Here is a 23524-nt window from a genome sequence, read left to right on the forward strand (position 1 = left end):
GCGACAAAGCAGGGGCGCGTCATCCCCGGCTTCATTGTCCGCCAATTCTCATCAGCTTTACGTTTACGTAAAGTGCTTGCAATCCCGCCCACCGCTTGCGACGCTATGGCAAAATCAAGGAGAGAGATGGATGAGCTTCGACCAGATTCGCCTCGATCGCCATGAAGGCATCGCCCTGCTGACGCTCCACCGGCCCGACCGGATGAACGCCTTCACCACCGAAATGATGCTCGAGATCGTCGCTGCGCTCGACGAATGCGACGCCGACGACGCGGTGCGCGCGGTGATTTTCACAGGGTCTGGCGACCGCGCCTATTGCGCCGGCGCCGACCTCGGCCAAGGCGCGGCGACCTTCGATTATGACAAGCGCACCGACAAGCAGGCGATCCTGCCCGATGGCATGTCGGCGAGCCCGGTGGCCGAGGACGGCACGATCGACTGGTCACACCCGCTGATCCGCGATTCGGGCGGGCGCGTTTCGATGCGGATTTTCGACTGCAAGAAGCCGGTGCTTGGCGCGATCAACGGCGCCGCGGTCGGCATCGGCGCGACGATGACATTGTCGATGGACGCGCGCCTCGCGAGCGAAACGGCGCGCTACGGCTTCGTCTTCGCGCGGCGCGGGATCGTGCCGGAAGCAGCGTCGAGCTGGTTCCTGCCGCGCCTCGTCGGCATCCAGAATGCCGTCGACTGGTGCTATTCGGGTCGTCTGATCGACGCCGCCGAAGCGCATGAAAAAGGTCTCGTGCAATCGGTCCACACGCCCGGCGATCTGGTCGACGCCACGATCGCCAAGGCGCGCGAGCTGACCGACCATAGCGCGCCGGTGTCGGTCGCGCTGACCCGCCACATGCTGTGGCGCATGCTCGGCGCGCCGCACCCGATGAGCGCGCACCGCTGGGACAGCCGCGCGATCTTTGCCCGCGGGCGCAGCGCCGACGCCGCCGAGGGCGTGTCGAGCTTCCTCGAAAAGCGTCCGGCGAACTTCACCGTCAGCGTTGCCAACGACTATCCGTGGTTCGCCGAGTTCGAGGATACGCCGCCCTATAGTTGAGCGATCAACCAGCCGCGCTGCCGCGCTTTCTGAAATAGGGCCGGAAGAACATGCAGAGGCCCGAGAACATCAGCAGGAAGAGCGGCGGCAGCGGCAGGTAATAGACCCACTGGGCGGGCTCCTGCCCGGCGCCGAGCATTACGAAAATGGCGAGTACGATCGCCGAGAAGATAATCGATACCCAGCGATGGAATTGCCGGATCCACAGGCTCCAGTTCATAAGATTCTCCCTGTCTGACTGTCAGTCGAGCGTTGCCACGACCTTCTCGAGATTTTCGAGATGGATGGGCCAGCCGCCCTTCGCGCCGCCGAAGGCCTGCTTCTGGTCGGGGCGGAAACCGACCTGCTCCATCCGCAGCAAGGTACCGGCGGGGGTCGGTTCGAGCGTGAAGGTGACGGTGCTTTCGAGGCGATAGGCCGGATCGTCGTGCGCGGTATTCCAACTGTAGGAGAGGCTGCGTCCCGGATCGATGTCGAGGATCTCGCAGTCGACGTGGCCCCAGTCGCCGCGCAACTGAAAGCGTTGGCCGAGATCGAGACCGAAGTCGTTCTTCATCAGCCATTCCTCGATCAGATGCTGCGTCGTCAACGCGCGCCAGACCTTTTCGGGCGGGTGCGGGATTTCGCGCTTCACGGTCACGCTGCGCACGTCGCTCTCACTCATTGATCCATCCTTCCCAGCAAATCTTCGAGATCGTCGAACCGCGCTTCCCAGAAGCGGTTCATGCGGCCTGTCCAGTCGACGAGCGGCGCGAGCGCGTCCCGCCGCGCACTGTAGTGCGTCTGGCGGCCTTCGCCGCGGCCCTGCACCAGCCCCGCCTGCTTGAGCAGGCCGAGATGTTTGGAAACCGCAGGCTGCGAGATGCCCGCACCTGCGGTGAGCGCACCGACCGTCTGCTCGCCTTCGAGACAGAGCCGTTCGAAGAGCCCACGCCGGCTGGGATCCGCGAGCGCCTTGAAGAGGAGGTCCGGTATGGGTTGCATCATAATACATAACTCTCTGGCTATGCATTTTCCATAACCATATAGTTATAGGTGTCAAGCCGCCGTTGCGGCGGCGGTGCCGCCTATCGGACGCTGGAGCCGGCTGTTGTTTTCGCATTAGATGCGGCGGTGAACTCGTCCGGCCCGCCTCCGCTCCTTCCCTCGCGCCGTATCTTCTGCGGCGGGGCGCTGGCCGGCCTGGCCGTCCCTTCCCTTGGAATTGCGAGACCCACCATGCCCAACCGCGCGATCAATCCCACCGGCGTTTCCTATGCCCAAGCACATCTGGCCGAGGCGCCGGCGCGCTGGCTGTTCGTCAGCGGCCAGATTCCGGTCGACGAGAAGGGCCAAGTGCCTGCGGACTTCGAGTCCCAATGCCGGCTTGTATGGCGTAATGTCGAAACGCAGCTTCGGGCAGGCGGCATGTCGTTGCAAGACCTCGTCAAGGTCACCGTCTTTCTGTCCGACCGCCAGTATCGCGAAGCGAACTACAAGGTCCGGCACGAAGTTCTTGGCGATTGCTCGCCCGCGCTGACGATCATCATCGCAGACATTTATGACGAGGCCTGGCTGCTCGAGATCGAGGCGATCGCCGCCGTCTAGGGCCGGACCCTAGCGATCCTTGTCGCGCTTCAGGATCAGCGCGGTCGTCGTGTCCTCGACGCCCGCGATCGTCGCGATCCGGTCGCGCGTGGCATTGAGTTGCGCGGCATCGGCCGCCTCGATCTCGACGAGCAGGTCGATCTCGCCGCTCAACGAATAGCAACGCGCGACCTCCGCCATGCCGGTGATCGCCGCGACAATGTCCGGCGACGGTGTCCGCGCAAGCCGCAGCTGCAGGATCGCCGCAATCCCGCCTTCGTTGACGATGCGCGCATGATAGCCGCCGATCGTTCCCACCGCCTCGAGCTTCGACAGTCGCTCACGCACCGAGCTGCGCGCAAGTCCGACCGTCGCGGCGAGCGTCTTGAGCGGGAGACGGGCATTGGCGCGCAGCATCGCCACAATCTGCCGGTCGATCGCGTCCATTGTCCTCCCCTGCCGCCATAATGGCGCCCGCGCCGCCGATCGGACGCTGGTGTTGCATCCGCGGCTCGGCAAAAAGCGCCGCGCGTCTGCTAGCGTCTTGCCGGAGAAAAAGTCCATGCCGTTTATCGACCGCGCCGCGATCCTGTTTGGTACCACCGCGCTGTCCGCGTGCAGCGCCGCCGCGGACACGTCGGCAACCGGTGCCGCAATGCTTTGGACCCCGGCCGCCATCTCAAGCGAGGGCTATGAATCCTCGCCCACCTTCACCCCCGACGGACAGACGATGATCTACCTTGCGGCGGACAAGGATTTCGGCAGCTATCGACTAATGCAATCGAGCTGCACCGGGGGGGCGTGGGGCGCGCCGACGCCGCCATCCTTTGCAAAGCCACTACCCGTTATCGAAGCTGATGCGTCTATCGCGCCCGACGGCAAGCGACTTTATTATGTTTCGACGCGCCACGCGCCCGAAACCGATAATTTCGACATCTGGTATGTCGAGCGCACGCCCGATGGCCGGTGGGGCGATCCGCAACGCCTGCCCGAGCCCGTCAACTCGCCTGCCGCCGAGCTCCTGCCGCGAACCGATGCCGCAGGGCGGCTATATTTCGGATCGAGCCGCAAGGGCAGCGCGGGCGGCGGCGACATTTATGTCGCGACCGAGATCCGGCCGGGTGAATGGGCCGTCGCCAATGTCGGCCCGCCGGTGAGCACCGCGGGCCATGACTATGAAGCCGAGATTTCACGCGACGGACAAACGATGGTCACCGTGTCCGACCGCGGCGACCGGTCGCATCTGTATCGTTATCGCCGCGAGGGCAACCGCTGGATCGAAACCGGCCGCATCCCCGCCGATCCAGATCAGTTCCAGGTCGGGCCGCTGCTGTCACCCAAGGGCGACCGGCTGCTCTTTGCCCAGCGGTACGGCGCGCAGTCGGGCGAAATGTTCCTGATCGACCTCGTCACCGATCCCCACCGGTCTTGGCCGCCCGACTGTCGCAATCAGGCCGCATCATAGGCCCGCCGCCCGCGCATCGCCGTCATGCTGTGCGTGCCCTTCAGCGCGGGCGAATGGGTGCGGATCGTTTCGACGTTGTGCCAGTTCGCGGTGACCTTTTCGCGCGTCAACTGAACCGTCACATAGCCGCGGTCCTCGGTATTCGCCCATTTGAGTTCGGGCGACGAACGGCGCAGCGCCGAAACGCGCGCCGCGTCCGAGACGCCCTTCGTGTAATTTTCATAGCCGGGCGAGGTGACGCTGTGCCCCGCGATCTCGATCCCCGCGGGCCGCCCGTCCTCCGCCAGGTCGAACGCCCAGGCGTTGTGCGTGTCGCCGGTCAGCGTGACAAGGTCGGCGTCGGCGCGCTGCGCGGCGGCGAGCAGGCGCGAGCGCGCCGCCGGATAGCCGTCCCACGCGTCGAGGTTGAACGGCAGCCCCGCCTTCGCCGCGAATTGCCCCGTCTCGACGCGGCGGCGGACATGGTCGGGCTGGTCGGAACCGAACCAGTCCTTCGTCTCGGGCGGGGCGAACAGGCTGCCCATCACCACCTGCTGCGCGCAGACCTGCCAGCGCGTTCCCGCGCGCGTCGATCTGGCGAAGCCGTCGAACAGCCATGCCTCCTGCTGCGCGCCGATCATCTGGCGCGCAGGATCACGATAGGCCCCTTCGGCGAATTGCTTGAGCTTCGCCGCCGGGTCGCCGCCGCCCGCGACGATCTCGTCGATCTCATACTGGCGGTCGCGTGCGGTCACGCGCGTTTCGGGGAGGAAGATCGTCGCGAGATCGCCGACCTGATAGTCGCGCCAGCGCGTGTCGGCGACGGGCATCCATTCTCGATAGGCGCGCTCGGCCGCCGCTTCGCGAACCCGCCAATCGCCCTCGCCTTCATTGTGGTTTTCCGCGCCGCCCTTCCAGACGTCGTTCGCGAATTCATGATCGTCCCACTGGGCGATCATAGGGAACAGCGCGTGGAGGCGTTGGAGGTCCGCGTCGGCGCGATAGGCGGCGTAGCGCAGCCGGTAGTCGGCAAGACTCACCATCTCGTGCGTGGGCTGGATATCGCGGCCGGGCAGCGCGTCCTTCGGCGACGGATAATCGCCGACCTGATATTCGTAGAGATAGTCGCCGACATGCGCGACGAGGTCGATATCGTTCCGTGCCGCCGCATGGGCATAGGCGTTGAACCAGCCGAACGGCAGGTTCGAGCAGGAGAAGAGCGCGATCGTGAAGGCGCGCGTCGGCCCTGCGGGAAGCGTGCGCGTGCGGCCGGTGATCGACTTAGCCCCGTCGGGCGCGACGAAGCGGTAGAAGTACCAGCGGCCGGCTTCGAGCCCGTCCACCGTTATTTTTGCGGTGTGGTCGCGCTCGGCTTTGGCGGTGACGCTGCCGCCCGCGACGACGCGGGCGAAATCGGCGCTGTCGGACAGCTCGATCGTCAGCGCCGTGTCGCTGGCCGCGGCATAGCGCGTCCACAGCAGCACCGAATTCGCTCCCGGCTCGCCGCTCGCGACCCCGTGAGTGAAGCCCTGCGCCATGGCGGCGAGCGCAGCGCCGGGCAAGGACAGCGCGGCAAGCCCCGCGGTGCCGAGCTTGATGAGCAAGCGGCGATCGATTTCGTTCCACAGCTGATGCACTGCCTTGTCCTCCTGCCTCGCGCCGACGGCTGTGCCCGCTGCGTGTTACAGCTTCGTGCCGGGCTAGCCGCTGATCCCGAGCGCGAGCAGCAACAGCATAAACCAGATCACCGCGAACAGGCTGAAAAAGAGGAGCAGCGTCGCGCGCACAAGCGCCCCGAACCGCGACGAGCGATAGGCGCCGCGCAGCTGGCGGTACATGTGGAAGGGTACATAGAGCATCGCGAAAAAGGTCGCGAGTTCGCCGAAGATCGTCAGGTTGAGCAATCGCACCACGACGAACAGGAGCAGCATGAACGAAATCGAATAGGTGACGAAGACGAAATGGTCGTAGGTGTGAAAGCGCCGGCTGAACGGAAAGAGCAGCCACATGAAGGGGAGCGACAGCGGGATCAGCGCCCATGCGAATTTATAGGCGTTCGCCTGGAGCTTGTAGAGAACCAGCGCAGGGTTCGCGAACGCCTTCTTCAGACCATGATCGATGAAGGGCACCCCCGTATCGACCTTGTTGCGCGAGATGAAATCGGCGCTCGTTTTGACCTGATCGGCCGGATTTTCGAGGACCGGCGGCCCCGCCGCACGATCGGCATCGCGCTCGGCTTTGCTGCGGCTTCGCGAAATGCCGAGATAGTCGGCGCTTTTCTGCAGCACGTCGCGTTCGGTCTTCAGCGCATCGCGCCGCGCGGCGGGCAGGTCGGCCTTCGCCAGTTCGGCGTCGACCCGGTCGACCTCCTCCTGCATGCTGTCCTTGATCGCCGCGGTGCGCGTCTGCTCGGCCGCGGCCTTCGAGAGCTCCTCGCCGACGCCGCCGCCGCTGCCGACCATCGCGAGCACCGCATAGGTCAGGAACACCGCGAACAGGAACAGCGCGAGCGGCGAGATGAAGCGCGCGCGTTCGCCATGGATATAACGGCGCGTCAGGTCGCCGGGGCGCCAGGTCAAGAGCGGCAGCGTGTTCCAGATCTTGCCCTCGAAATGGAAGATCGCATGGACGAGGTCATGCCCGATCGCGCCGAAACTGCGATGCACGTCGGCGCGCTGGCCGCAATGATGGCAGTGCGATCCCACGAGACTGGTGCCGCAATTGAGGCAGCGCAGCGGCCCCTGGCCGTGCGCTCCGCCTTCGCCGCGGCGCGGTTCGACCGCGCGCGCCGCGAGGCCCGCCGTCACCGCGCTCCCGATACCCTCGATATCCCCTGTCATGCCCCCCTGCCTAAAGGCGCGCGCGGCGGCGCGCAACGGGGCTTTCGAGAGTCGGGAAAAACATGATAGTGGCCGCGTCATGAACGCCGAAGCCCTGACCGCCCCGCCCCTGCCCGGCGATGCCGCCGCCCTGATCGCCGACATGGGCGCGCGCGCGCGCGTCGCGGCAAAAAAGCTCGCGCTGATGCCGACCGCCGACAAGGCAGCGGCGCTGGGTGCAGCGGCAGCGGCGATCCGCGCGCGTTCGGCCGAGATCCTCGCCGCCAACGCCAAGGATATGGCCGCGGGGCAGACCAATGGCCTCTCGTCCGCGATGCTCGACCGGTTGCGGCTCGACGCGGGCCGGCTTGGCGCGATCGCCGATGCGATCGACGCGGTCGCGGCGCTGCCCGACCCGGCCGGCAGCGAGATCGACCGTGTGACGCGCCCCAACGGGTTGGTGCTGAGCCGCGTCCGCGTGCCGCTCGGTGTCGTCGGCATCATCTATGAAAGCCGCCCCAATGTGACCGCCGACGCCGCAGCGCTCGGGCTGATGTCGGGCAACGCCGTGATCCTGCGCGGCGGCAGCGAGGCGGTACAGTCGAACCGCGCGCTTCACGCGGCGTTCGCGGCGGGGCTGGTCGAGGCCGGACTGCCCGCCGATGCCGTCCAACTGGTCCCGACGCAGGACCGCGCCGCGGTCGGCGCGATGCTGCGCGCGCAGGGGCTGATCGACATCATCATTCCGCGCGGCGGCAAGGGGCTGGTCGCGCGCGTGCAGGACGAGGCGCGCGTCCCCGTGCTCGCGCATCTCGACGGGCTCAACCACCTCTATATCGACGGCGCCGCCGACCCGGCAAAGGCGGTCGAGCTGGCCGTGAACGCCAAGATGCGCCGCACCGGCGTCTGCGGCGCGACCGAGACGATCCTGATCGACCGCGCCTACCCCGCGCCGCTCGCCATCATCGACGCGCTGATTGCGGCGGGATGCGAAGTGCGCGGCGACAAGGGCGTCGTGGCGCTGAGTCCGCATGTCGAGCCCGCCAGCAACGGCGACTGGGACACCGAATATCTCGACGCGATCGTGTCGATCGGACAAGTCGATGGCCTCACCGGCGCGCTGGCGCATATCGACGCGCATTCGAGCCGCCACACCGACGCGATCGTCACCGAGGACGCCGCGACCGCCGAACGCTTCCTGGCCGGGGTGGACAGCGCGATCGTCATGCACAATGCCTCGACACAGTTCGCCGACGGCGGCGAATTCGGCCTCGGCGCCGAAATCGGCATTGCGACGGGACGCCTCCACGCTCGCGGGCCCGTCGCATTGGAAGGGCTCACCACCTATAAATGGCTGGTGCGCGGCACGGGACAGGTCCGGCCCTGACTCGTCCCTCCAGATCGGGGCGCCTCCCCACCGGCCTCCTCGGCGGCAGCTTCAATCCCGCGCATGGCGGGCATCGCGCGATCAGTTTGAACGCGATCGACGCGCTCGGGCTCGATGAACTGTGGTGGCTGGTGTCGCCCGGCAATCCGTTGAAACCGAAGACCGGCATGGCTTCGCTCCCTGCGCGCCTCGGATCGGCGCAGCGCGCGGCGCGGCGTTCGCCCATTCGCGCGACCGCGATCGAGGCCGAGCTGGGCACGCGTTACACCGTCGATACGCTGAAAAAGCTCGTCCGACGCTACCCCGACCGCCAGTTCATCTGGATCATGGGCGCCGACAATCTGGTCCAGTTGCCCCAGTGGCGCGACTGGCGGGGGATCGCGCGGTTGATGCCGATTGCGGTTGTCGCGCGTCCGGGCTATAATGACCGCGCCCGTGCAAGACGTGCGATGGGATGGCTGCGGCGCTTTGTCCGGCCCGCAGACCAGAAGACGCATTGGACAGACTGGAGACCGCCCGCCCTCGTGTTCCTGCGATTTTCGCCCGATGTGCGATCCGCAACTGCGATACGGCAGGCCAACCCCCGCTGGTTCGAACGCTATGAAGGCCGCGCGATGCGCGACCCGCTGACGCGTTCATGGCTGGTGGAACCGACCAAGAAAGGACGCATTTGATCTCCGCCACCCAGGGGGCCGCGCCCGGCGCCGCACCCGCCAATGACAGCGTGGACGCGCTCCACGCGCTGATCCTCCACCAGCTGGACGAGGACCAGGCCCAGGAAACCATTTCCATCCCGCTTGCCGGCAAGAGCAGCATCGCCGACCATATGGTGATCGCGAGCGGCCGGTCGACGCGTCACGTCTCGGCGATCGCCGAGAAGCTGGCGCAGCGGATCAAGCAGGAAGCGGGCCGCAGCGTTCGCGTCGAAGGGCTGCCCAACGCCGATTGGGTGCTGATTGACGCAGGCGACGTCATCGTCCACCTGTTCCGGCCCGAGGTGCGTAGCTTCTACAACCTCGAGCGCATGTGGTCGTTCGGCGACGCGCCGCCGGTCGCAGCAGCGAATTGACGCAACCGCCGCCTGAAGGTTAGGCGGCGGATATGTTGCTGCACATCATCGCGCGCGGGCGCATCGGGCGGTCCCCCGAGGCCGAGCTGGTCGATCGCTATATGAAGCGCGTGAGCTGGGCGCAGAAGATTTCGGAACTGCCCGATAGCGGGGGGCGCATGCCCGCCGCGGCCGACAACAGCCGCACCATCCTGCTCGACGAGGGCGGCGAGCAGATGTCGTCGCTCGAATTTGCCAAACTGCTCGAAACATGGCGCGACGGCGGGGTGCGCGAGGCGCGCTTCTGCCTTGGCGCGGCCGACGGCTTCACGCCCGAGGAGCGCGAAGGCGCCGACAAGGTCATCGCCTTCGGCCGCGCGACCTGGCCGCATTTGATGGCGCGCGCGATGCTCGCCGAACAATTGTGGCGCGCGACGAGCATCGTCGCGGGGCACCCCTATCACCGCGAGGGCCGGCAATGAGGCGCGCCGCGATCATCGTTGCCGCCACCGCCGCTTTCGCTGGCGGCGCGCTTGCGCTGGCGCAGGGCGATATTTTCGATCCGCGGGTGATCGCCGCGCGCGAGCGCGAACAGCTCATCGAGGCAAAACAACAGTCGGCGCAAGCGATGGCGCGCAGTGCGCTGCTCGAAAAACAGGCGACCGCCGCGAGCAGCGAAGCCGACCGGCTGAAGAAACGCAGCGCAGCGCTCGCCGCGCGTATCCAGTCGGCCGAAGCCGATATCAGCGCGGGCGAGGCGCGCGTCGCGCTCGTCAGCCGCCGCCTGTCGGCGCAGCGCGCGCGGCTCGCCGAACAGCAGCAACCCCTGCTCGAACTCGCCGCGGCGCTCCAGCAATTGAGCCGCCAGCCGCCGGTCAGCGTGCTCGCGCAGCCAGGCTCGCTTTCCGACATGGTCCACGCGCGCGCGGTGATCGACGCCGCGATGCCGGTGATCGAGCGCCGCACCGCTGGCGTGCGCCGCGAACTCACCTTGCTCGATACGACGCGACGGCAGCAGGCGGTGGCGCTGAAGGCGCTTTCGACGAGCAAGGCGCAGCTCGCGCACCGCCGCGACGCGCTGACCCGGCTCGAAAACGAAGGTCGGCTGCGTTCGCGCGAATTGATGAGCAGCGCGCAACTCGAAGCCGACCGCGCGCTCGGGCTGGGTGAAAAGGCGCGCGACATCGTCGATCTGATGGATTCGCTCGAAGCCGATGGCGCGGTGCGTGCCGAACTCGCACAGCTTGCAGGGCCGATCCCGCGCCCGCGCAACCCCGAAGGCGATATCGCCGCCGCCGCGCCGCCCGCCCCCGCGGAGGCCGAGTTGACCCGCGGCGCCTATCGCCTGCCGGTCGTCGGGCGCATCGTCGCCGGACTCGGCGAAGTCAACGACAGCGGCGTGCGATCGCGCGGCATCACGATCGCGGCGCGTCCCGGCGGGCAGGTCGTCGCCCCCGCGCTCGGCCGCGTCGGCTTTGCCGGCGACTATCGCGGCTATGGCAAGATCGTGATCATCGACCATGGCGGCGGCTGGGTCTCGCTGCTGACCGGGATGATCGCGCTGTCGGTCGGGGTCGGCGACACCGTGGACGCCGGCGCGCCGGTCGGACGCGCCGGGTCGGACGACAGCCGCATCACCGTCGAACTTCGCAGGGCGGGGCGCCCCGTCGATGTCGTCGCGATGATCGGCTGAGTGAGCGGTTCGTCGCCCATCCGGCCGCTGTCCCGCACAGGGATGCCCCGCTTGACCCGTGCAGATTTGCATAGGATGATGGCGCGCCGGGGATTATAAGGCGGGATGGCTCTCGCCCGAGTGAAAGACTGACATGACCGACTCGACCAAAACCACCGCGTCCCCGAAGCGCCGCTTCGCCTTGTGGCAAGGGGCCGCCGCGCTTTCGACGCTGGCGCTCGTCCCGCTCGCGACCGGCGCGATGGCGACCGTCGATTCGAAGACGCAGGAAGAAATCGCGCGCTTCATGGACGTCTATCTCGAAGTGAAATCGAACTATGTCGAACCGGTCGAGGATTCGAAGCTGATCGAAGGTGCGATCAACGGCATGCTCGCCAGCCTTGATCCGCATTCGGGCTATCTCGACGCGCGCGGCTTTTCGAACCTGCGCACCCAGACCGACGGCGAATATGGCGGGCTGGGCCTGTCGGTGACGATGGAGGACGGCGTCGTCAAGGTGATCGCGCCCACCGCCGACACCCCGGCCGACAAGGCGGGAATCAAGGCGGGCGATTATATCACCCACATCAACAAGGAGCTGATCTTCGGCATGACGCTCGACGAGGCTGTCGAGCAGATGCGCGGACGCCCGGGCACGCAGATCGAGGTCACCGTCGTGCGCGAGGGCCAGGATAAGCCGATCGAAATGACGCTGACGCGCGAGATCATCGACCTGAAGCCCGTGAAATGGGAAGTCAGCGGCGACGTCGGCGTGCTCACCGTCGCCAGCTTCTCGGCCGACGCGACGGCCGACCTCAAGGCCGCGATGATGGCGGTCGAAAAATCGCTGGGCAAGAAACCGCGCGGCTGGATCCTCGACCTGCGTTCGAACCCCGGCGGGCTGCTCGACGAAGCCGTCGGGATCAGCGACCTGTTCCTCGAACGCGGCGAAATCGTGTCGCAGCGCGGCCGCAAGAAGGGCGACATCGAACGCTATTTCGCCGAGCCGGGCGACGCCGCCGGGGGCGCACCGGTCGTCGTCCTGATCGATTCGGGATCGGCCTCGGCCTCCGAGATCGTCGCGGGCGCGCTGCAGGATCAGCACCGCGCGGTCGTGATGGGCGAACGCAGCTTCGGCAAGGGATCGGTGCAAACGGTGCTGCCGCTGACCGACACCACGGCGCTTCGCCTGACCACCGCGCGTTACTACACGCCCTCGGGCCGCAGCGTGCAGGAAGGCGGGATCGACCCCGACATCCAGGTGCCCCAGCTCAGCGATCCCGATTATGCCTCGCGCCCCAAGTTCCGCGAAAGCGATCTGCGCCGCCATCTGATCAACGAGAAGAAGGTGGACGACGGCCTGATCGAAAAGGATGAAAAGGCCGATCCGCGCTTCACTGCGACCGCGGAGGAGCTCAAGGAAAAGGGCATCGAGGATTTCCAGCTCCACTATGCGCTGCAGACGATCGGGCGGATCGGACCGGGCACGGCGCGCATGGCGCAAGCCGGCAAAGCCGGCGCCAAGCCCGCGCGCCGCAACTAAGGGCGTTTCGGACATGCGGAAATCGCGCCTCGCCGCGCCCCTCGCCGCGTTCGCGGCGCCGCTCTTGCTCTATGGCGGTGCGCTCGTGTCGCAATATGGCTTTGGCCTCCACCCGTGCGAGATGTGTTATTGGCAGCGCTGGCCGCACCAGGCGGCGATCCTGCTCGCGCTGCTTGCACTGTTGCTGCGCCGAAACGACAAGGCGATGCGCGCGCTAACGCTGCTCGCCGCGGTCGCTATTGCCATCAGCGGGGCGATCGGCGTCTTTCACGCCGGGGTCGAATATGGATTCTGGGAAGGCATCACGACCTGTGCGACCGGTGGCGCCGGCCCCGTCACGCTCGATTCGATCATGAACGCGCCGCTGATCCGCTGCGATGCGGTGCAATGGTCGCTGTTCGGCATTTCGCTTGCGGGTTTCAACGCGATCTTCTCGTTCGCCGCCGCCGCGCTCGTCTTGACGTTGCTGCGCCGGGGGCGCACATCGGCGGCATGACGAATGAACGCACCGCATCGATGATCCGCGTCGACCAGGCGGGCGAATATGGCGCAACGCGCATCTATGCCGGCCAGCTCGCGGTGATGGGCGACCGCCACCCGATGGCGCGCGAGATCGCGCACATGGCCGAGCAGGAAGAGCGGCACCGCAAATATTTCGACACGATGATCGCGCGGCGCGGCGTGCGCCCGACCGCGCTCCAGCCGATCTGGAACGTCGCGGGTTTCGCGCTGGGCGCGGTGACCGCCGCTATGGGTCCGAAGGCGGCCATGGCGTGCACCGCCGCGGTCGAGACCGAGATCGACCGGCATTACCAGCAACAACTCGCAGAATTGGGCGACAGCGACCCCGAACTCAGCGCCGCGGTCGAGGATTTTCGCGCCGAGGAGCTTGAGCATAAGGAAGCCGCACTGGCGGCGGGCGCCGAAAGCGCCCCCGGCTACCCGATCCTCAGCCTTGCCATTCGCGCCGGTTGCCGTGCAGCCATCGCGCTGTCGAAACGTATCTGATAGAATAACCGCCAGCGCCGTTCATAACGGATGCAGGTAGCGGCTGTCATGCCGCCCGAAACGACAAAGGAAGATCGAGATGACCCGCCTCCCCCTGTTCGCGCTGATCCTCGCCGGCAGCGCCGCCGCCATGCCCGCCGTGGGCCAGGAGGCCACGGTCGAGGCCGAGAAGATCAATCAGGTCATCGTTTACGGCGACGACAAGTGCGAACAATCGAGCCCCGACGAAATCGTCGTGTGTAACCGCCTGCCCGAAACCGAACGCTATCGCGTACCGCCGATGCTGCGCGGCAACCCGCTCGATCCCCGCAACGAGGCGTGGGCGAACAAGGTCGTCGCGCTCGAACGCGTCGGCCGCTTCGGCACCGACAGCTGCTCGCCGACCGGCCTCGGCGGCTTCACCGGCTGCACGCAGGCGCTGCTCGCGGGCGCACGCGCCGAAGAAAAGGCGGCCGACAAGACCGATTGGCAGGCGATGATCGCCGACGAGCGCGCCAAGCGCCTCGCGGGGATCGACGCCGCGGCCGAAGAGGTCGAAGCTGCGGTCGTCGCCGAGGAGCGCGCGCTCGCCGAGCGGCAGAAGGCGGCCGCGGAACTCGAACGACAGGCCAATGGCGAGGGCCCCGCCCCGGCCGCGCCCGATGAAGCCGATGCGGAGCCGCTGCCGGTCCCGCCGCAACCTTGATCGCGAGCCGCTGAAACCCCTGCGCGCCGGTCCGCCGGCGGCCCATATTGCCAATATTGCAGCTTTTTTTGCGATCCGCCGCGATTTGGTTGCGAATCCGCGCCGAATCGAGTGCAAAAATTAACGAATCGCTGGCAAGCTGTCTTGACTTGGGAATTTTTGGGGCAAATCGTGCGGTTCTGGGAATCGCCAGCCTAGGGGGCTGTAATATGGCATCAACATTCGGACCGCGCCTGTGGAGGCGCACGGCAGTCAGCGTGCCACCGGCACGCAGCCTCGGTCGCCGAATGACGTGGCATGCCGCCACCGCCCTCCTCGCCTTCGCTGCGCTGCAGATCTGGCTCGTCATGAGCGTGGTCGCCGCCGGGGCGCCGTCCGCCTTCATCGTCGTCGCGCTGATCATCCTGCTCGCGCTCGCGCTTCCGGTCGCGCGATCGACCGAACGGCACTGGTATCATCTGAGCCGCCAGGCGCTCGCAAGCTGGGGCCTTCACGCGCGCTTCCGCCGCGACGTTCGCCGCTTGTGGTTCGCCGCGCTGACTTTGCCCTTCCTGTGGATCAGCGGCGCGATCGCCGCGACCGACGCGATCGCCGCGATCACCGGCTAATCGCCCGCAGCCAGGTTTGACGCTGGCCCGCCTGCCGTATAGGGCGCGGCAATGCTGACCGTTTCCGAAGCCCTCGATCGCGCGCAGATGCTGTGCGACGCCGCGACCAAAGCCGGCGCCGATGCCGCCGACGCGCTCTATTATTGCAACGCCGCGACCTCGGTTTCTATGCGTCTCGGCACGCTCGAAGATGTCGAGCGGTCGGAGGGGCAGGATATTTCGCTGCGCGTCTTCGTCGGGCAGCGTAGCGCGAGCGTGTCGACCGCCGACATGGACGCGGACGAGCTGGCGAAGCTCGTCACCCGCTGCGTCGCGATGGCGCGCGAAGCGCCCGAGGACCCCTATGCGGGCCTCGCGCCCGAAGAACTTCTCTTCAAGGGCCCAATCCCCGATCTCGACCTTGACGACGGCAGCGAAGCCGACCCGCAATCCTTGCGCGAAGCCGCGCTCGCGGTCGAAGAAGCCGCGCGCGCGGTCGCCGGAGTCACGAATAGCGAAGGCGGCTCCGCGAGCCACAGCCGCACGCGCTTCGCGCTCGCGACGAGCCACGGCTTTGCCGGCGGCTATGGAGCGAGCGGGCACAGCCTGTCGGCGAGCGTCATCGCGGGCGAAGGCGCCGCGATGCAACGCGATTACGGCTGGCATAGCGCGCATCATCTGGCCGACCTTGAAAGCGTCGCCGACATCGGGACCCGCGCCGGCACCCGCGCCGTTGCGCGACTGAACCCCGGCAAGGCGCCCGTCGGCAAGCTGCCGGTCATCCTCGATCCCCGGATCAGCAGCAGCATCGTCAGCCATCTGCTCGGCGCGATCGCCGGTCCGGCGATCGCGCGCGGGACGAGCTTCCTGCTCGGCAAGGAAGAGCGGATGTTGTTCGACAGCGGCATCGTCATCCGCGACGAGCCGCACCGACCGCGCGGGCTGCGCAGCCGCGCCTTTGACGGCGAAGGCCTGCCCACCGCAGCACGCGACATCGTCGCGGACGGCAAAATCACGGGCTGGCTGCTCGACACCGCGTCGGCGAAGCAACTCGGCCTGGCGCCGACCGGCCATGCGAGCCGCGGCGGCGGTGCATCGGGGGTCGGCGCTAGCAATCTCCACCTTGCACCCGGCAGCGTGACCCCGGCAGCGCTGATGGAAGATATCGCCGAGGGCGTCTATATCACCGAACTGATCGGCCAGGGCGTCAACCCGGTGACCGGCGATTACAGCCGCGGGGCGTCGGGCTTCCTGATCCGCGAGGGGCAGATCGCGGGGCCGATCGCCGAATTCACGATCGCGGGCAATCTGATCGACATGTTCGCCGCGCTGATCCCCGCGAACGACCTCGAGTTCCGCCACGGCACCAATGCGCCGACGCTGCGCATCGACGGCATGACCGTCGCGAGCAGCTAAGGACCGTCAGCCGATGCCCGCGCGCAACCTCGAAGCGATGATCGCCGCGACCCGCGAGGTTGGCGACATGGCGATGGCGCGCTGGCGCGGCGAGGGCAAGGCGGTCGACGTGTGGCACAAATCGCACGACAATCCCGTGAGCGACGTCGACCTGGCGGTCGACGCGCGGCTGAAGGCGGTGCTCGGCGCCATGGTGCCCGAGGCAGGGTGGCTGTCCGAGGAGACGGCCGACAATGAAGACCGGCTGGCGTGCCGCGCGATGTGGTGCGTCGATCCGATCGACGGCACGCGCGATTTCATCCGTGGCCGCCCCGGCTGGTGCGTGTCGGTCGCGCTGGTGGTCGATGGGGCGCCCGAACTCGGGGTGCTCTACGCCCCCGCGCTCGACGAGCTGTGGGTCGCGCAAAAGGGCAAGGGCGCGACATTGAACGGCGAAACGCTGCGCGCCAGCCGCCGCATGATCTTCGACGGGTCGCGCGTTCCCGCCGACAGCCTGCCCAGGATCGACCGCGACCTGATCATGGTGACCAAGCCGAACAGCATTGCGCTCCGCATGGCGCTCGTCGCCGACGACCGTGCCGACCTCGTCGCGACCTTGCGCTGGGGATTCGAGTGGGATGTCGCCGCCGCGGCACTGATCGCGGCCGAGGCGGGCGCGGCCGTCACCGATGCCTTCGGCGAGACGCTGAGGTTCAACACCCCGCGCGCGCAGGCCTTTGGCGTCATCGCCTGCGCTCCCGGGATTCATCGGGCGGTCGTCTCCCGCTTGAACGATCGCGCGGTCGCGCTTACATCCCCTTCGTGATCGCATCTTCGGACAAGCCATTCACCGCAGTCTGCTTGACTTTCGGGGCGACTCACCCTAACTGCGCGAACATTCCGACAGCCTGACCGGACGGCGAAGCGTCTTCGTGCGCATCGTGGTCCGTTTTTTGCGTTGGAAATTCAGACGCTTTGAGATGGGGCCGATTGCCAGCGCGCCCTGTGGAGCAGGAGAAAGTTACCAATGGCACGTATCGCGGGCGTCAACCTGCCCACCAACAAGCGCGTGATCATCGCGCTCACCTATATCCACGGCATCGGTCGCAAGACCGCCGTCGACATCGCCGACAAGCTGGGCATCGACCACAGCCGCCGCGTTCAGGACCTGTCGGACGCCGAAGTCCTGCAGATCCGCGAAACGCTGGACGCCGACCACACGGTCGAGGGCGACCTTCGCCGCAACACGGCGATGAACATCAAACGCCTGATGGACCTCGCCTGCTATCGCGGCCTGCGTCATCGCAAGGGCCTTCCCGTCCGCGGCCAGCGCACGCACACCAATGCGCGCACCCGCAAGGGCAAGGCAAAGCCGATCGCCGGCAAGAAGAAGTAAGGTCGAGCGCGCCCCCGCGGCGCGCTTCCTTGCTTTCCCTGCCGGACAGCGGCGATCCGTCCGCCACCGGCCATTCAGGATTTAGGTTAGGATTTCATCATGGCTCGTGAACCGCAGCGCCTTCGTCGGCGCGAACGCAAAAACATCTCGTCGGGCGTCGCCCACGTCAACGCGACCTTCAACAACACGATGATCACCATCACCGACGCGCAGGGCAATGCGATTGCCTGGTCGAGCGCCGGCATGATGGGCTTCAAGGGTAGCCGCAAATCGACTCCCTATGCGGCGCAAGTCTGCGCCGAAGACGCGGGCAAGAAGGCCGCTGAACATGGCGTCCGCACGCTCGAAGTCGAAGTCAAGGGACCGGGTGCCGGCCGTGAATCGGCGCTCCGCGCGCTGCAGGCTGTGGGCTTTCACATCACGTCGATCCGCGACGTGACGCCGATCCCGCACAATGGCGTCCGCCCGGCCAAGCGCCGCCGCGTCTGACGTCTTTCGGGCACGCTCCGCCGGAGCGTCGCCCGTACAAAAATCCTCGCTGGACAGGTGGTCGACCCCCGCCCGTCCCGCCCAAAGCAAAGGGAAATCCATGACTGTCAATATCCGGAACTGGCAGGAATTGAAGAAGCCCAGCAACCTGGAAATCAAGGCTGGCAGCGACGGCAAGCGCAAGGCGACCTTCGTCGCCGAACCGCTCGAGCGCGGTTTCGGCCTGACGCTCGGCAACGCGCTGCGTCGCGTGCTGCTCTCGTCGCTCCAGGGTGCGGCCATCACGTCGATCAAGATCGAGAATGTGCTCCACGAATTCTCGAGCCTGGCCGGCGTGCGTGAAGACGTCACCGACATCGTCCTCAACGTGAAGCAGATCGCGCTCAAGATGGAAGGCGAAGGCCCGAAGCGGCTTCAGCTTTCGGCGACCGGTCCCGCGACCGTCAAGGCCGGCGACATCATGGTGTCGGGCGACATCAAGGTGATGAACCCGAACCACGTCATCTGCCACCTCGACGACGGTGCGACGCTGAACATGGAACTCGTTGCCGACACCGGCAAGGGTTACGTCCCCGCGACCGCCAACCGTCCGGTCGATGCGCCGATCGGCCTGATCCCGGTCGACTCGCTCTACTCGCCGGTGCGCCAGGTCGCCTACAAGGTCGACAATGCCCGCATCGGCCAGGAACTGGACTATGACAAGCTGAACCTGACCGTCGAAACCGACGGCACGATCACCCCGGAAGACGCCGTCGCTTACGCCGCGCGCATCCTCCAGGACCAGCTCCAGGTCTTCGTCCACTTCGAAGAAGCGATGAACGACAGCGGCCTCATCGGCATGGCGGCGTCGCCGACCACCGCCGACGAGTCGGACGTCAACCAGCTCAACCGCTTCCTTCTCAAGAAGGTCGACGAGCTCGAACTGTCGGTCCGTTCGGCCAACTGCCTCAAGAACGACAACATCATCTATATCGGTGACCTCGTTCAGAAGACCGAAGCCGAAATGCTGCGCACGCCGAACTTCGGCCGCAAGTCCTTGAACGAAATCAAGGAAGTGCTGTCGTCGATGGGTCTGCGCCTCGGCATGGACATCCCCGGCTGGCCGCCGGAGAACATCGAAGAAATGGCCAAGAAGCTCGAACAGGAACTTCTCGGCTGATTTTGCGCCCCGGCTTCGGCCGGGGCCAACAACGGGAAGGGGTCGGCCCGCAATCGACCTGGCTTGGGGTACCTCACACGGCCCCTCTGACAAACAAAGGAATGGATTATGCGTCATAAATCGGGTGGCCGGAAGCTGCAGCGCACGAGCGCGCACCGCACGGCCCTGTTCCGCAATATGTCGGCTTCGCTCATCAAGCATGAGCAGATCACGACGACCGTCGCCAAGGCGAAGGAACTGCGTCCCTATATCGAAAAGCTGGTCACGCTCGCCAAGCGCGGAGGCCTTGCCAACCGCCGCCTCGCGAACAGCCGCCTGCTCGACGACACGCAGCTCAAGAAGCTCTTCGACGTGCTGGCCGAACGCTACAAGGACCGCAACGGCGGCTACACCCGCGTGATCAAGGCCGGCATCCGCGCCTCGGACGCGGCGCCGATGGCCGTCATCGAATTCGTCGACCGCGACGTCGACGCCAAGGGCCAGGATTCGGGTCCTGTGGAACAATATGACGAGGACATGGCCGAAGCCTGAGCTTCGCCTCTTCGTTAATAGATCAAGGGCGGCGTCCGATGGGACGGCCGCCCTTTTTCTTGCAGCAGGCTGCTTTGGGCGGTCATTCGCTTATTTCGTCATGCCGGATTTGATCCGGGATCCATTCCTCCCACTCCGCATGGACCCCGGATAAAGACCGCGTGACCAATCCGACAAACTGTCCCGCGACCGGACAGAATCGACGCCAGCGCGCTCATTTTAACCCGATATTAGCTATCCCGCCTCCATAGCGGCGCCATGCAACGGCGGGACCAGAGCCGATACCGCTGGCGTGGGGGCCAGTGTTTGCAGTCTGCGCGAGCCTGTATCATGCTCGTCTGGCTGGCGTTGACGCTTGCCGCAAATCCCGTCGCCGCGCAGACCACCACAACCTATAGCAACACCACTACCGGCACGATCAATGCCGCGACGACCTGCACCGCGCCGCTGGTGCGCAATTTCACCGTCGGTACCGGCTATACCGTCGGCGACGTCGATCTCGGCCTGCTCGCGACGCACAGCTGGCGCGGCGACCTGCGCGTCACGCTGCAATCGCCGGCCGGGACGCGCGTCCAGCTGGTCGATGGCGATACCGGTTCGATCGACGGCAATAATTTCAACGTCCACCTCGACGATGACGCCGCGCAGGCCGTCAACAGCGACGGCAACGGCACCAATCATTCGACCAGCGCGCCCCCCTATCAGAATGTCTTCGGCCCGAACTCGCCGCTATCGGCCTTCAACGGCCAGAACAGCGCCGGGACCTGGCGGCTCGAGATTTGCGACCAATATCCATCGGCCGACAATGGCAATTTCGTGCGAGCCGATCTCTACCTGACCAGCGTGCCGTCGAACTTCGCCGACCTGTCGCTGACCAAATCGGTCAGCAACGCGGCGCCGGCGTTCGGGGCGAGCATCAACTATGTGCTGAGCGTCACCAATGCGAGCGGGTCGACGCTGACCGCCAGCGGCGTGACGGTGCAGGACAATCTGCCACCGGGCTTCAATTTCACGGGCGCGTCGGGCTTTGGCAGCTATAACAGCGTGACCGGCGTGTGGACGGTAGGGAGCATCCCCGCGGGGACAACGCGGACGTTGACGATCAGCGGCACCGTCGCGGCGACGGCGGGCGCGAGCGTCACCAACATCGCCGAGATCAGCGCCTCCTCCGCCCTCGACTTCGATTCGACGCCCGGCAACGGCGCGGCGGGAGAGGATGATTATGACAGCGCGAGCTTTACCGTGTCGGGGACGCGCGTCGCCGGGACGCCGCCGGCGCTCGTCTGCCCGGTCGGCACGACGGTATACGACTGGGACGGCGTCAGCTGGCCGGCGGGCACGACGAGCGCCGGCGCGACGTTGACGGCGATCGGCAGCGCGAATGTCAACATTGCGATCAACGGCGGCAGTTTTCTGAGCAACGCGACCTATGGCGGCCAGTCGCCGACGCGGCAGAATGTCGTCACCGGCGGGCTGAATCCGGCGCAATATTCGATTTTCGAGCTTGTCGATTTCACCAGCCAGGCGGGGACCGTCACCACCACGATCACGCTGCCGACCGCGGTGCCGGGCGCACAATTCCGGCTGTTCGACGTCGATTATGCATCGGGCCAGTTCGCTGACCGCGTGACCGTCATCGGCATCTATAACGGCGCCGCCGTCACCCCCATACTCACCAACGGCTCCGCCAATTATGTGATCGGGAACAGCGCCTATGGCGACGTGCTGTCGACCGATGGCAGCGCCGACGGCACGGTCACCGTGACCTTCAATACACCCGTCGACAGCATCACGATCGAATATGGCAGCCACGGCCTCGCCCCCGCCAACCCGGGGCAACAGGGCATGGCGCTCCACGACATCACCTTCTGCCGCCCGACCGCCAATCTGACGATCGCGAAGACGAGCAGCATCGTCAGCGACCCGGTGAACGGCACGACCAATCCGAAAGCGATCCCCGGCGCGAGGATGCGCTACTGCATCCTCGTCACCAACAATGGCAGCGGCACCGCGACGGGCATCAGCGTCGCCGATCCGCTGCCCCCCGGAACCAGCTTCATCGCCGGATCGCTGCGCAGCGGCACGAGCTGCGCGGGCGCGGCGACGATCGAGGACGACAATGCGAGCGGCGCCGACGAAGGCGACCCGTTCGGCGCGTCGGCAGCAGGGACGACTGTCGCCGCGACCACCGCGACGCTGCTGCCCGGCGGGTCGATGGCGACCCTGTTCGACGTCGCGATCAACTGACGACCGGCCCCGATTGCATTCTATACCGGATAGTCTAAATGCGCGACATGAGCACGCGCACCGCCTCCGACAGCAACGATCCCATCGTCGAAAACCGCGATCAACTTGCGGACCCCATGATCAAGGGCGAAAAGCCCAGGGACCGCTGGCGCATCGGCACCGAGCACGAAAAATTCGTCTATCGCACCGCCGACCACCGTGCCCCCTCCTATGACGAACCCGGCGGCATCCACGATCTTTTGATGGCGCTCACGCGCTTCGGCTGGGAACCGGTGATCGAGGGCGGGAAGGTCATCGCTCTGGCGGGCAGCGACGGCACGGTCAGCCTGGAGCCGGCGGGTCAGTTGGAACTCTCTGGCGCCCCGCTCGAAAATCTGCATCAGACCTGCGCCGAGACCGGCCGGCATTTGAAGCAGGTGAAGGAAGTCGGCGCCGAACTCGGTCTCGGCTTCCTCGGGCTTGGCATGTGGCCCGACAAGACGCGCGCCGAGCTGCCGATCATGCCCAAGGGGCGCTACAAGATCATGCTCGAGCATATGCCGCGCGTCGGCAGTCTCGGCCTCGACATGATGCTGCGCACCTGCACGATCCAGACCAACCTCGACTATGCGAGCGAGGCCGACATGGTGCAGAAATTCCGCGTCAGCCTTGCCCTCCAGCCGCTCGCTACGGCGCTTTTCGCTTCGTCACCCTTCACCGAGGGGCGGCCCAACGGCTATATGTCGTACCGCAGCCATATCTGGACCGACACCGACCCCGCACGCACCGGCATGCTGCCTTTTGTGTTCGAGGACGGCTTCGGCTATGAACGCTATGTCGACTACATGCTCGACGTGCCGATGTATTTCGTCTTTCGCGACGGCAAATATATCGACGCCGCGGGGCAAAGTTTCCGCGACTTTCTGAAGGGCGAGCTGCCCGCGCTTCCCGGCGAGAAGCCCTACCTCTCCGACTGGAACGACCATCTGTCGACCGCGTTTCCCGAAGTGCGGCTCAAAAGCTTCCTCGAAATGCGCGGTGCCGACGGCGGTCCGTGGAACCGCATCTGCGCACTGCCGGCGCTGTGGGTCGGCCTGCTCTACGATCAGGGCGCGCTCGACGCGGCGTGGGACCTCGTCAAGGACTGGAGCATCGAGGAGCAGCAGGCGCTGCGCGACGCGGTGCCGAGCGAAGGCCTCGAGGCCCCGGCGCCCGGCGGCGGCACTGTCGGCGATCTGGCGCACCGCGTGCTCGACATCGCGGCGTCGGGCCTCGCGGCACGCGGCGAGGTCAATTCGATGGGCGATAATGAGGTGGGCTTCCTCGAACCGCTCCGCCGTATTGCCAAGAGCGGCAAATCGCCCGCACACGACCTGCTCGATCGCTATGAGGGGCCGTGGCACCACGATCTTTCGAAAATCTACGACGAACTGAGCTTCTAGACAATTTCAGAAAGAGGGAGCCCGGGGTCAAGTCCGGGTCACGCTGATTCGGAGCAAAAGAAAACCGGCGCGG

The 23524-nt window shown here is 66.3% G+C and carries 27 protein-coding genes; 21 read left to right on the forward strand and 6 right to left on the reverse strand.

Features of this window, described 5'->3' with window-relative positions; genetic code table 11:
* Positions 1-130 precede the first annotated feature (130 nt).
* Positions 131-1054 (forward strand): crotonase/enoyl-CoA hydratase family protein, encoded by a 924-nt coding sequence (locus VSX79_RS14380; RefSeq protein WP_179494261.1) that lies wholly within the window; start codon positions 131-133, stop codon positions 1052-1054.
* 4 nt (positions 1055-1058) lie between these two features.
* Here the strand turns inward: VSX79_RS14380 and VSX79_RS14385 are convergent, their stop codons facing one another.
* From VSX79_RS14385 to VSX79_RS14395, 3 genes are read right to left on the reverse strand one after another with little or no spacing between them, the layout of a single operon-like run.
* A complete protein-coding gene (locus tag VSX79_RS14385; RefSeq protein ID WP_326913694.1) occupies positions 1059-1274 on the reverse strand; it encodes a hypothetical protein in 216 nt (71 codons plus the stop codon).
* 21 nt (positions 1275-1295) lie between these two features.
* A complete protein-coding gene (locus tag VSX79_RS14390) occupies positions 1296-1718 on the reverse strand; it encodes an SRPBCC family protein (protein ID WP_326913695.1) in 423 nt (140 codons plus the stop codon).
* Positions 1715-2038, reverse strand: coding sequence for an ArsR/SmtB family transcription factor (locus tag VSX79_RS14395; protein ID WP_179497172.1), 324 nt, complete (start codon positions 2036-2038; stop codon positions 1715-1717). Before VSX79_RS14395 ends, VSX79_RS14390 begins: the two co-directional genes overlap by 4 nt.
* 234 nt (positions 2039-2272) lie before the next feature.
* Here VSX79_RS14395 and VSX79_RS14400 point away from each other — a divergent pair, with 234 nt between their 5' ends.
* Entirely contained in the window at positions 2273-2641 is a 369-nt protein-coding gene (locus VSX79_RS14400; protein WP_326913696.1) for a RidA family protein, read from the forward strand.
* Positions 2642-2650: 9 nt separating this feature from the next.
* On the opposite strand, the gene VSX79_RS14405 is transcribed toward VSX79_RS14400, so the two are convergent.
* Complete coding sequence (locus tag VSX79_RS14405; RefSeq protein WP_326913697.1) at positions 2651-3067, reverse strand: Lrp/AsnC family transcriptional regulator; 417 nt, start codon at positions 3065-3067, stop codon at positions 2651-2653.
* Between the two features lie 115 nt (positions 3068-3182).
* On the opposite strand from VSX79_RS14405, the gene VSX79_RS14410 reads away from it, so the two are divergent.
* Entirely contained in the window at positions 3183-4085 is a 903-nt protein-coding gene (locus tag VSX79_RS14410) for a TolB family protein (protein WP_326913698.1), read from the forward strand.
* Here VSX79_RS14410 and VSX79_RS14415 read toward each other — a convergent pair.
* The gene (locus VSX79_RS14415; RefSeq protein ID WP_326913699.1) at positions 4070-5701 is read right to left on the reverse strand and encodes an alkaline phosphatase D family protein; all 1632 of its coding nucleotides are present in this window, start codon (positions 5699-5701) and stop codon (positions 4070-4072) included. The two genes, VSX79_RS14410 and VSX79_RS14415, sit on opposite strands and share 16 nt — an antisense overlap.
* Before the next feature lie 63 nt (positions 5702-5764).
* Entirely contained in the window at positions 5765-6904 is a 1140-nt protein-coding gene (locus VSX79_RS14420; protein WP_179494251.1) for a DUF3667 domain-containing protein, read from the reverse strand.
* Positions 6905-6983: 79 nt separating this feature from the next.
* On the opposite strand from VSX79_RS14420, the gene VSX79_RS14425 reads away from it, so the two are divergent.
* From VSX79_RS14425 to VSX79_RS14510, 18 genes are all read left to right on the forward strand, one after another.
* Entirely contained in the window at positions 6984-8270 is a 1287-nt protein-coding gene (locus tag VSX79_RS14425) for a glutamate-5-semialdehyde dehydrogenase (protein WP_326913700.1), read from the forward strand.
* The gene (locus VSX79_RS14430; RefSeq protein WP_257018010.1) at positions 8234-8944 is read left to right on the forward strand and encodes a nicotinate-nucleotide adenylyltransferase; all 711 of its coding nucleotides are present in this window, start codon (positions 8234-8236) and stop codon (positions 8942-8944) included. Before VSX79_RS14425 ends, VSX79_RS14430 begins: the two co-directional genes overlap by 37 nt.
* Complete coding sequence (gene rsfS, locus VSX79_RS14435; protein WP_373562747.1) at positions 8908-9339, forward strand: ribosome silencing factor; 432 nt, start codon at positions 8908-8910, stop codon at positions 9337-9339. The genes VSX79_RS14430 and rsfS overlap by 37 nt, the downstream gene beginning before the upstream one ends.
* Before the next feature lie 32 nt (positions 9340-9371).
* Positions 9372-9800 carry a 23S rRNA (pseudouridine(1915)-N(3))-methyltransferase RlmH gene (locus VSX79_RS14440; protein WP_179494245.1) on the forward strand — a complete coding sequence of 143 codons (429 nt, stop codon included), beginning with the start codon at positions 9372-9374 and terminating at the stop codon, positions 9798-9800.
* Complete coding sequence (locus tag VSX79_RS14445; protein WP_326913701.1) at positions 9797-11011, forward strand: murein hydrolase activator EnvC family protein; 1215 nt, start codon at positions 9797-9799, stop codon at positions 11009-11011. Before VSX79_RS14440 ends, VSX79_RS14445 begins: the two co-directional genes overlap by 4 nt.
* A gap of 133 nt (positions 11012-11144) precedes the next feature.
* Positions 11145-12533 carry a S41 family peptidase gene (locus VSX79_RS14450; protein WP_179494241.1) on the forward strand — a complete coding sequence of 463 codons (1389 nt, stop codon included), beginning with the start codon at positions 11145-11147 and terminating at the stop codon, positions 12531-12533.
* Positions 12534-12546: 13 nt separating this feature from the next.
* On the forward strand, positions 12547-13029 hold the full coding sequence (locus VSX79_RS14455; protein ID WP_179494239.1) for a disulfide bond formation protein B: 483 nt from the start codon (positions 12547-12549) through the stop codon (positions 13027-13029).
* Positions 13026-13541, forward strand: coding sequence for a demethoxyubiquinone hydroxylase family protein (locus VSX79_RS14460; RefSeq protein WP_179494237.1), 516 nt, complete (start codon positions 13026-13028; stop codon positions 13539-13541). The genes VSX79_RS14455 and VSX79_RS14460 overlap by 4 nt, the downstream gene beginning before the upstream one ends.
* Before the next feature lie 79 nt (positions 13542-13620).
* Positions 13621-14226 (forward strand): hypothetical protein, encoded by a 606-nt coding sequence (locus VSX79_RS14465; RefSeq protein WP_326913702.1) that lies wholly within the window; start codon positions 13621-13623, stop codon positions 14224-14226.
* Positions 14227-14435: 209 nt separating this feature from the next.
* Positions 14436-14834, forward strand: coding sequence for a hypothetical protein (locus tag VSX79_RS14470; RefSeq protein WP_179494233.1), 399 nt, complete (start codon positions 14436-14438; stop codon positions 14832-14834).
* Positions 14835-14885: 51 nt separating this feature from the next.
* The gene (locus tag VSX79_RS14475) at positions 14886-16229 is read left to right on the forward strand and encodes a TldD/PmbA family protein (protein WP_179494231.1); all 1344 of its coding nucleotides are present in this window, start codon (positions 14886-14888) and stop codon (positions 16227-16229) included.
* A gap of 13 nt (positions 16230-16242) precedes the next feature.
* Positions 16243-17034, forward strand: coding sequence for an inositol monophosphatase family protein (locus VSX79_RS14480; RefSeq protein ID WP_179494229.1), 792 nt, complete (start codon positions 16243-16245; stop codon positions 17032-17034).
* Positions 17035-17235: 201 nt separating this feature from the next.
* Positions 17236-17604, forward strand: coding sequence for a 30S ribosomal protein S13 (gene rpsM, locus VSX79_RS14485; protein ID WP_037553668.1), 369 nt, complete (start codon positions 17236-17238; stop codon positions 17602-17604).
* A 99-nt stretch (positions 17605-17703) separates the two neighbouring features.
* A complete protein-coding gene (gene rpsK / locus VSX79_RS14490) occupies positions 17704-18093 on the forward strand; it encodes a 30S ribosomal protein S11 (protein WP_003040416.1) in 390 nt (129 codons plus the stop codon).
* 100 nt (positions 18094-18193) lie between these two features.
* Positions 18194-19252, forward strand: coding sequence for a DNA-directed RNA polymerase subunit alpha (locus VSX79_RS14495; protein WP_179494227.1), 1059 nt, complete (start codon positions 18194-18196; stop codon positions 19250-19252).
* Positions 19253-19360: 108 nt separating this feature from the next.
* Positions 19361-19783, forward strand: coding sequence for a 50S ribosomal protein L17 (rplQ, locus tag VSX79_RS14500; protein ID WP_179494225.1), 423 nt, complete (start codon positions 19361-19363; stop codon positions 19781-19783).
* A 330-nt stretch (positions 19784-20113) separates the two neighbouring features.
* On the forward strand, positions 20114-22030 hold the full coding sequence (locus VSX79_RS14505; protein ID WP_326913703.1) for a proprotein convertase P-domain-containing protein: 1917 nt from the start codon (positions 20114-20116) through the stop codon (positions 22028-22030).
* A gap of 47 nt (positions 22031-22077) precedes the next feature.
* Positions 22078-23451, forward strand: a complete 1374-nt coding sequence (locus VSX79_RS14510) for a glutamate--cysteine ligase (RefSeq protein ID WP_326915260.1) — start codon at positions 22078-22080, stop codon at positions 23449-23451.
* The last annotated feature ends 73 nt before the right edge of the window (positions 23452-23524 follow it).

The organism is Sphingopyxis chilensis (assembly GCF_035930445.1).
Lineage (GTDB): Bacteria > Pseudomonadota > Alphaproteobacteria > Sphingomonadales > Sphingomonadaceae > Sphingopyxis > Sphingopyxis chilensis.

Excerpts from the sequence above, each read along its gene's own strand:
- VSX79_RS14385 (WP_326913694.1), bottom strand. The coding sequence starts at position 1,274 with ATGAACTGGAGCCTGTGGATCCGGCAATTCCATCGCTGGGTATCGATT.
- VSX79_RS14390 (WP_326913695.1), bottom strand. The coding sequence starts at position 1,718 with ATGAGTGAGAGCGACGTGCGCAGCGTGACCGTGAAGCGCGAAATCCCG.
- VSX79_RS14430 (WP_257018010.1), top strand. The coding sequence starts at position 8,234 with ATGGCTGGTGCGCGGCACGGGACAGGTCCGGCCCTGACTCGTCCCTCC.
- VSX79_RS14460 (WP_179494237.1), top strand. The coding sequence starts at position 13,026 with ATGACGAATGAACGCACCGCATCGATGATCCGCGTCGACCAGGCGGGC.
- VSX79_RS14395 (WP_179497172.1), bottom strand. The coding sequence starts at position 2,038 with ATGCAACCCATACCGGACCTCCTCTTCAAGGCGCTCGCGGATCCCAGC.
- VSX79_RS14465 (WP_326913702.1), top strand. The coding sequence starts at position 13,621 with ATGACCCGCCTCCCCCTGTTCGCGCTGATCCTCGCCGGCAGCGCCGCC.
- VSX79_RS14495 (WP_179494227.1), top strand. The coding sequence starts at position 18,194 with ATGACTGTCAATATCCGGAACTGGCAGGAATTGAAGAAGCCCAGCAAC.
- VSX79_RS14400 (WP_326913696.1), top strand. The coding sequence starts at position 2,273 with ATGCCCAACCGCGCGATCAATCCCACCGGCGTTTCCTATGCCCAAGCA.
- VSX79_RS14440 (WP_179494245.1), top strand. The coding sequence starts at position 9,372 with ATGTTGCTGCACATCATCGCGCGCGGGCGCATCGGGCGGTCCCCCGAG.
- VSX79_RS14380 (WP_179494261.1), top strand. The coding sequence starts at position 131 with ATGAGCTTCGACCAGATTCGCCTCGATCGCCATGAAGGCATCGCCCTG.
- VSX79_RS14450 (WP_179494241.1), top strand. The coding sequence starts at position 11,145 with ATGACCGACTCGACCAAAACCACCGCGTCCCCGAAGCGCCGCTTCGCC.
- VSX79_RS14510 (WP_326915260.1), top strand. The coding sequence starts at position 22,078 with ATGAGCACGCGCACCGCCTCCGACAGCAACGATCCCATCGTCGAAAAC.
- VSX79_RS14445 (WP_326913701.1), top strand. The coding sequence starts at position 9,797 with ATGAGGCGCGCCGCGATCATCGTTGCCGCCACCGCCGCTTTCGCTGGC.
- VSX79_RS14480 (WP_179494229.1), top strand. The coding sequence starts at position 16,243 with ATGCCCGCGCGCAACCTCGAAGCGATGATCGCCGCGACCCGCGAGGTT.
- rsfS (WP_373562747.1), top strand. The coding sequence starts at position 8,908 with ATGGCTGGTGGAACCGACCAAGAAAGGACGCATTTGATCTCCGCCACC.
- VSX79_RS14410 (WP_326913698.1), top strand. The coding sequence starts at position 3,183 with ATGCCGTTTATCGACCGCGCCGCGATCCTGTTTGGTACCACCGCGCTG.
- VSX79_RS14475 (WP_179494231.1), top strand. The coding sequence starts at position 14,886 with ATGCTGACCGTTTCCGAAGCCCTCGATCGCGCGCAGATGCTGTGCGAC.
- VSX79_RS14470 (WP_179494233.1), top strand. The coding sequence starts at position 14,436 with ATGGCATCAACATTCGGACCGCGCCTGTGGAGGCGCACGGCAGTCAGC.
- VSX79_RS14505 (WP_326913703.1), top strand. The coding sequence starts at position 20,114 with ATGCTCGTCTGGCTGGCGTTGACGCTTGCCGCAAATCCCGTCGCCGCG.
- rpsM (WP_037553668.1), top strand. The coding sequence starts at position 17,236 with ATGGCACGTATCGCGGGCGTCAACCTGCCCACCAACAAGCGCGTGATC.
- rpsK (WP_003040416.1), top strand. The coding sequence starts at position 17,704 with ATGGCTCGTGAACCGCAGCGCCTTCGTCGGCGCGAACGCAAAAACATC.
- VSX79_RS14405 (WP_326913697.1), bottom strand. The coding sequence starts at position 3,067 with ATGGACGCGATCGACCGGCAGATTGTGGCGATGCTGCGCGCCAATGCC.
- VSX79_RS14455 (WP_179494239.1), top strand. The coding sequence starts at position 12,547 with ATGCGGAAATCGCGCCTCGCCGCGCCCCTCGCCGCGTTCGCGGCGCCG.
- VSX79_RS14420 (WP_179494251.1), bottom strand. The coding sequence starts at position 6,904 with ATGACAGGGGATATCGAGGGTATCGGGAGCGCGGTGACGGCGGGCCTC.
- rplQ (WP_179494225.1), top strand. The coding sequence starts at position 19,361 with ATGCGTCATAAATCGGGTGGCCGGAAGCTGCAGCGCACGAGCGCGCAC.
- VSX79_RS14425 (WP_326913700.1), top strand. The coding sequence starts at position 6,984 with ATGAACGCCGAAGCCCTGACCGCCCCGCCCCTGCCCGGCGATGCCGCC.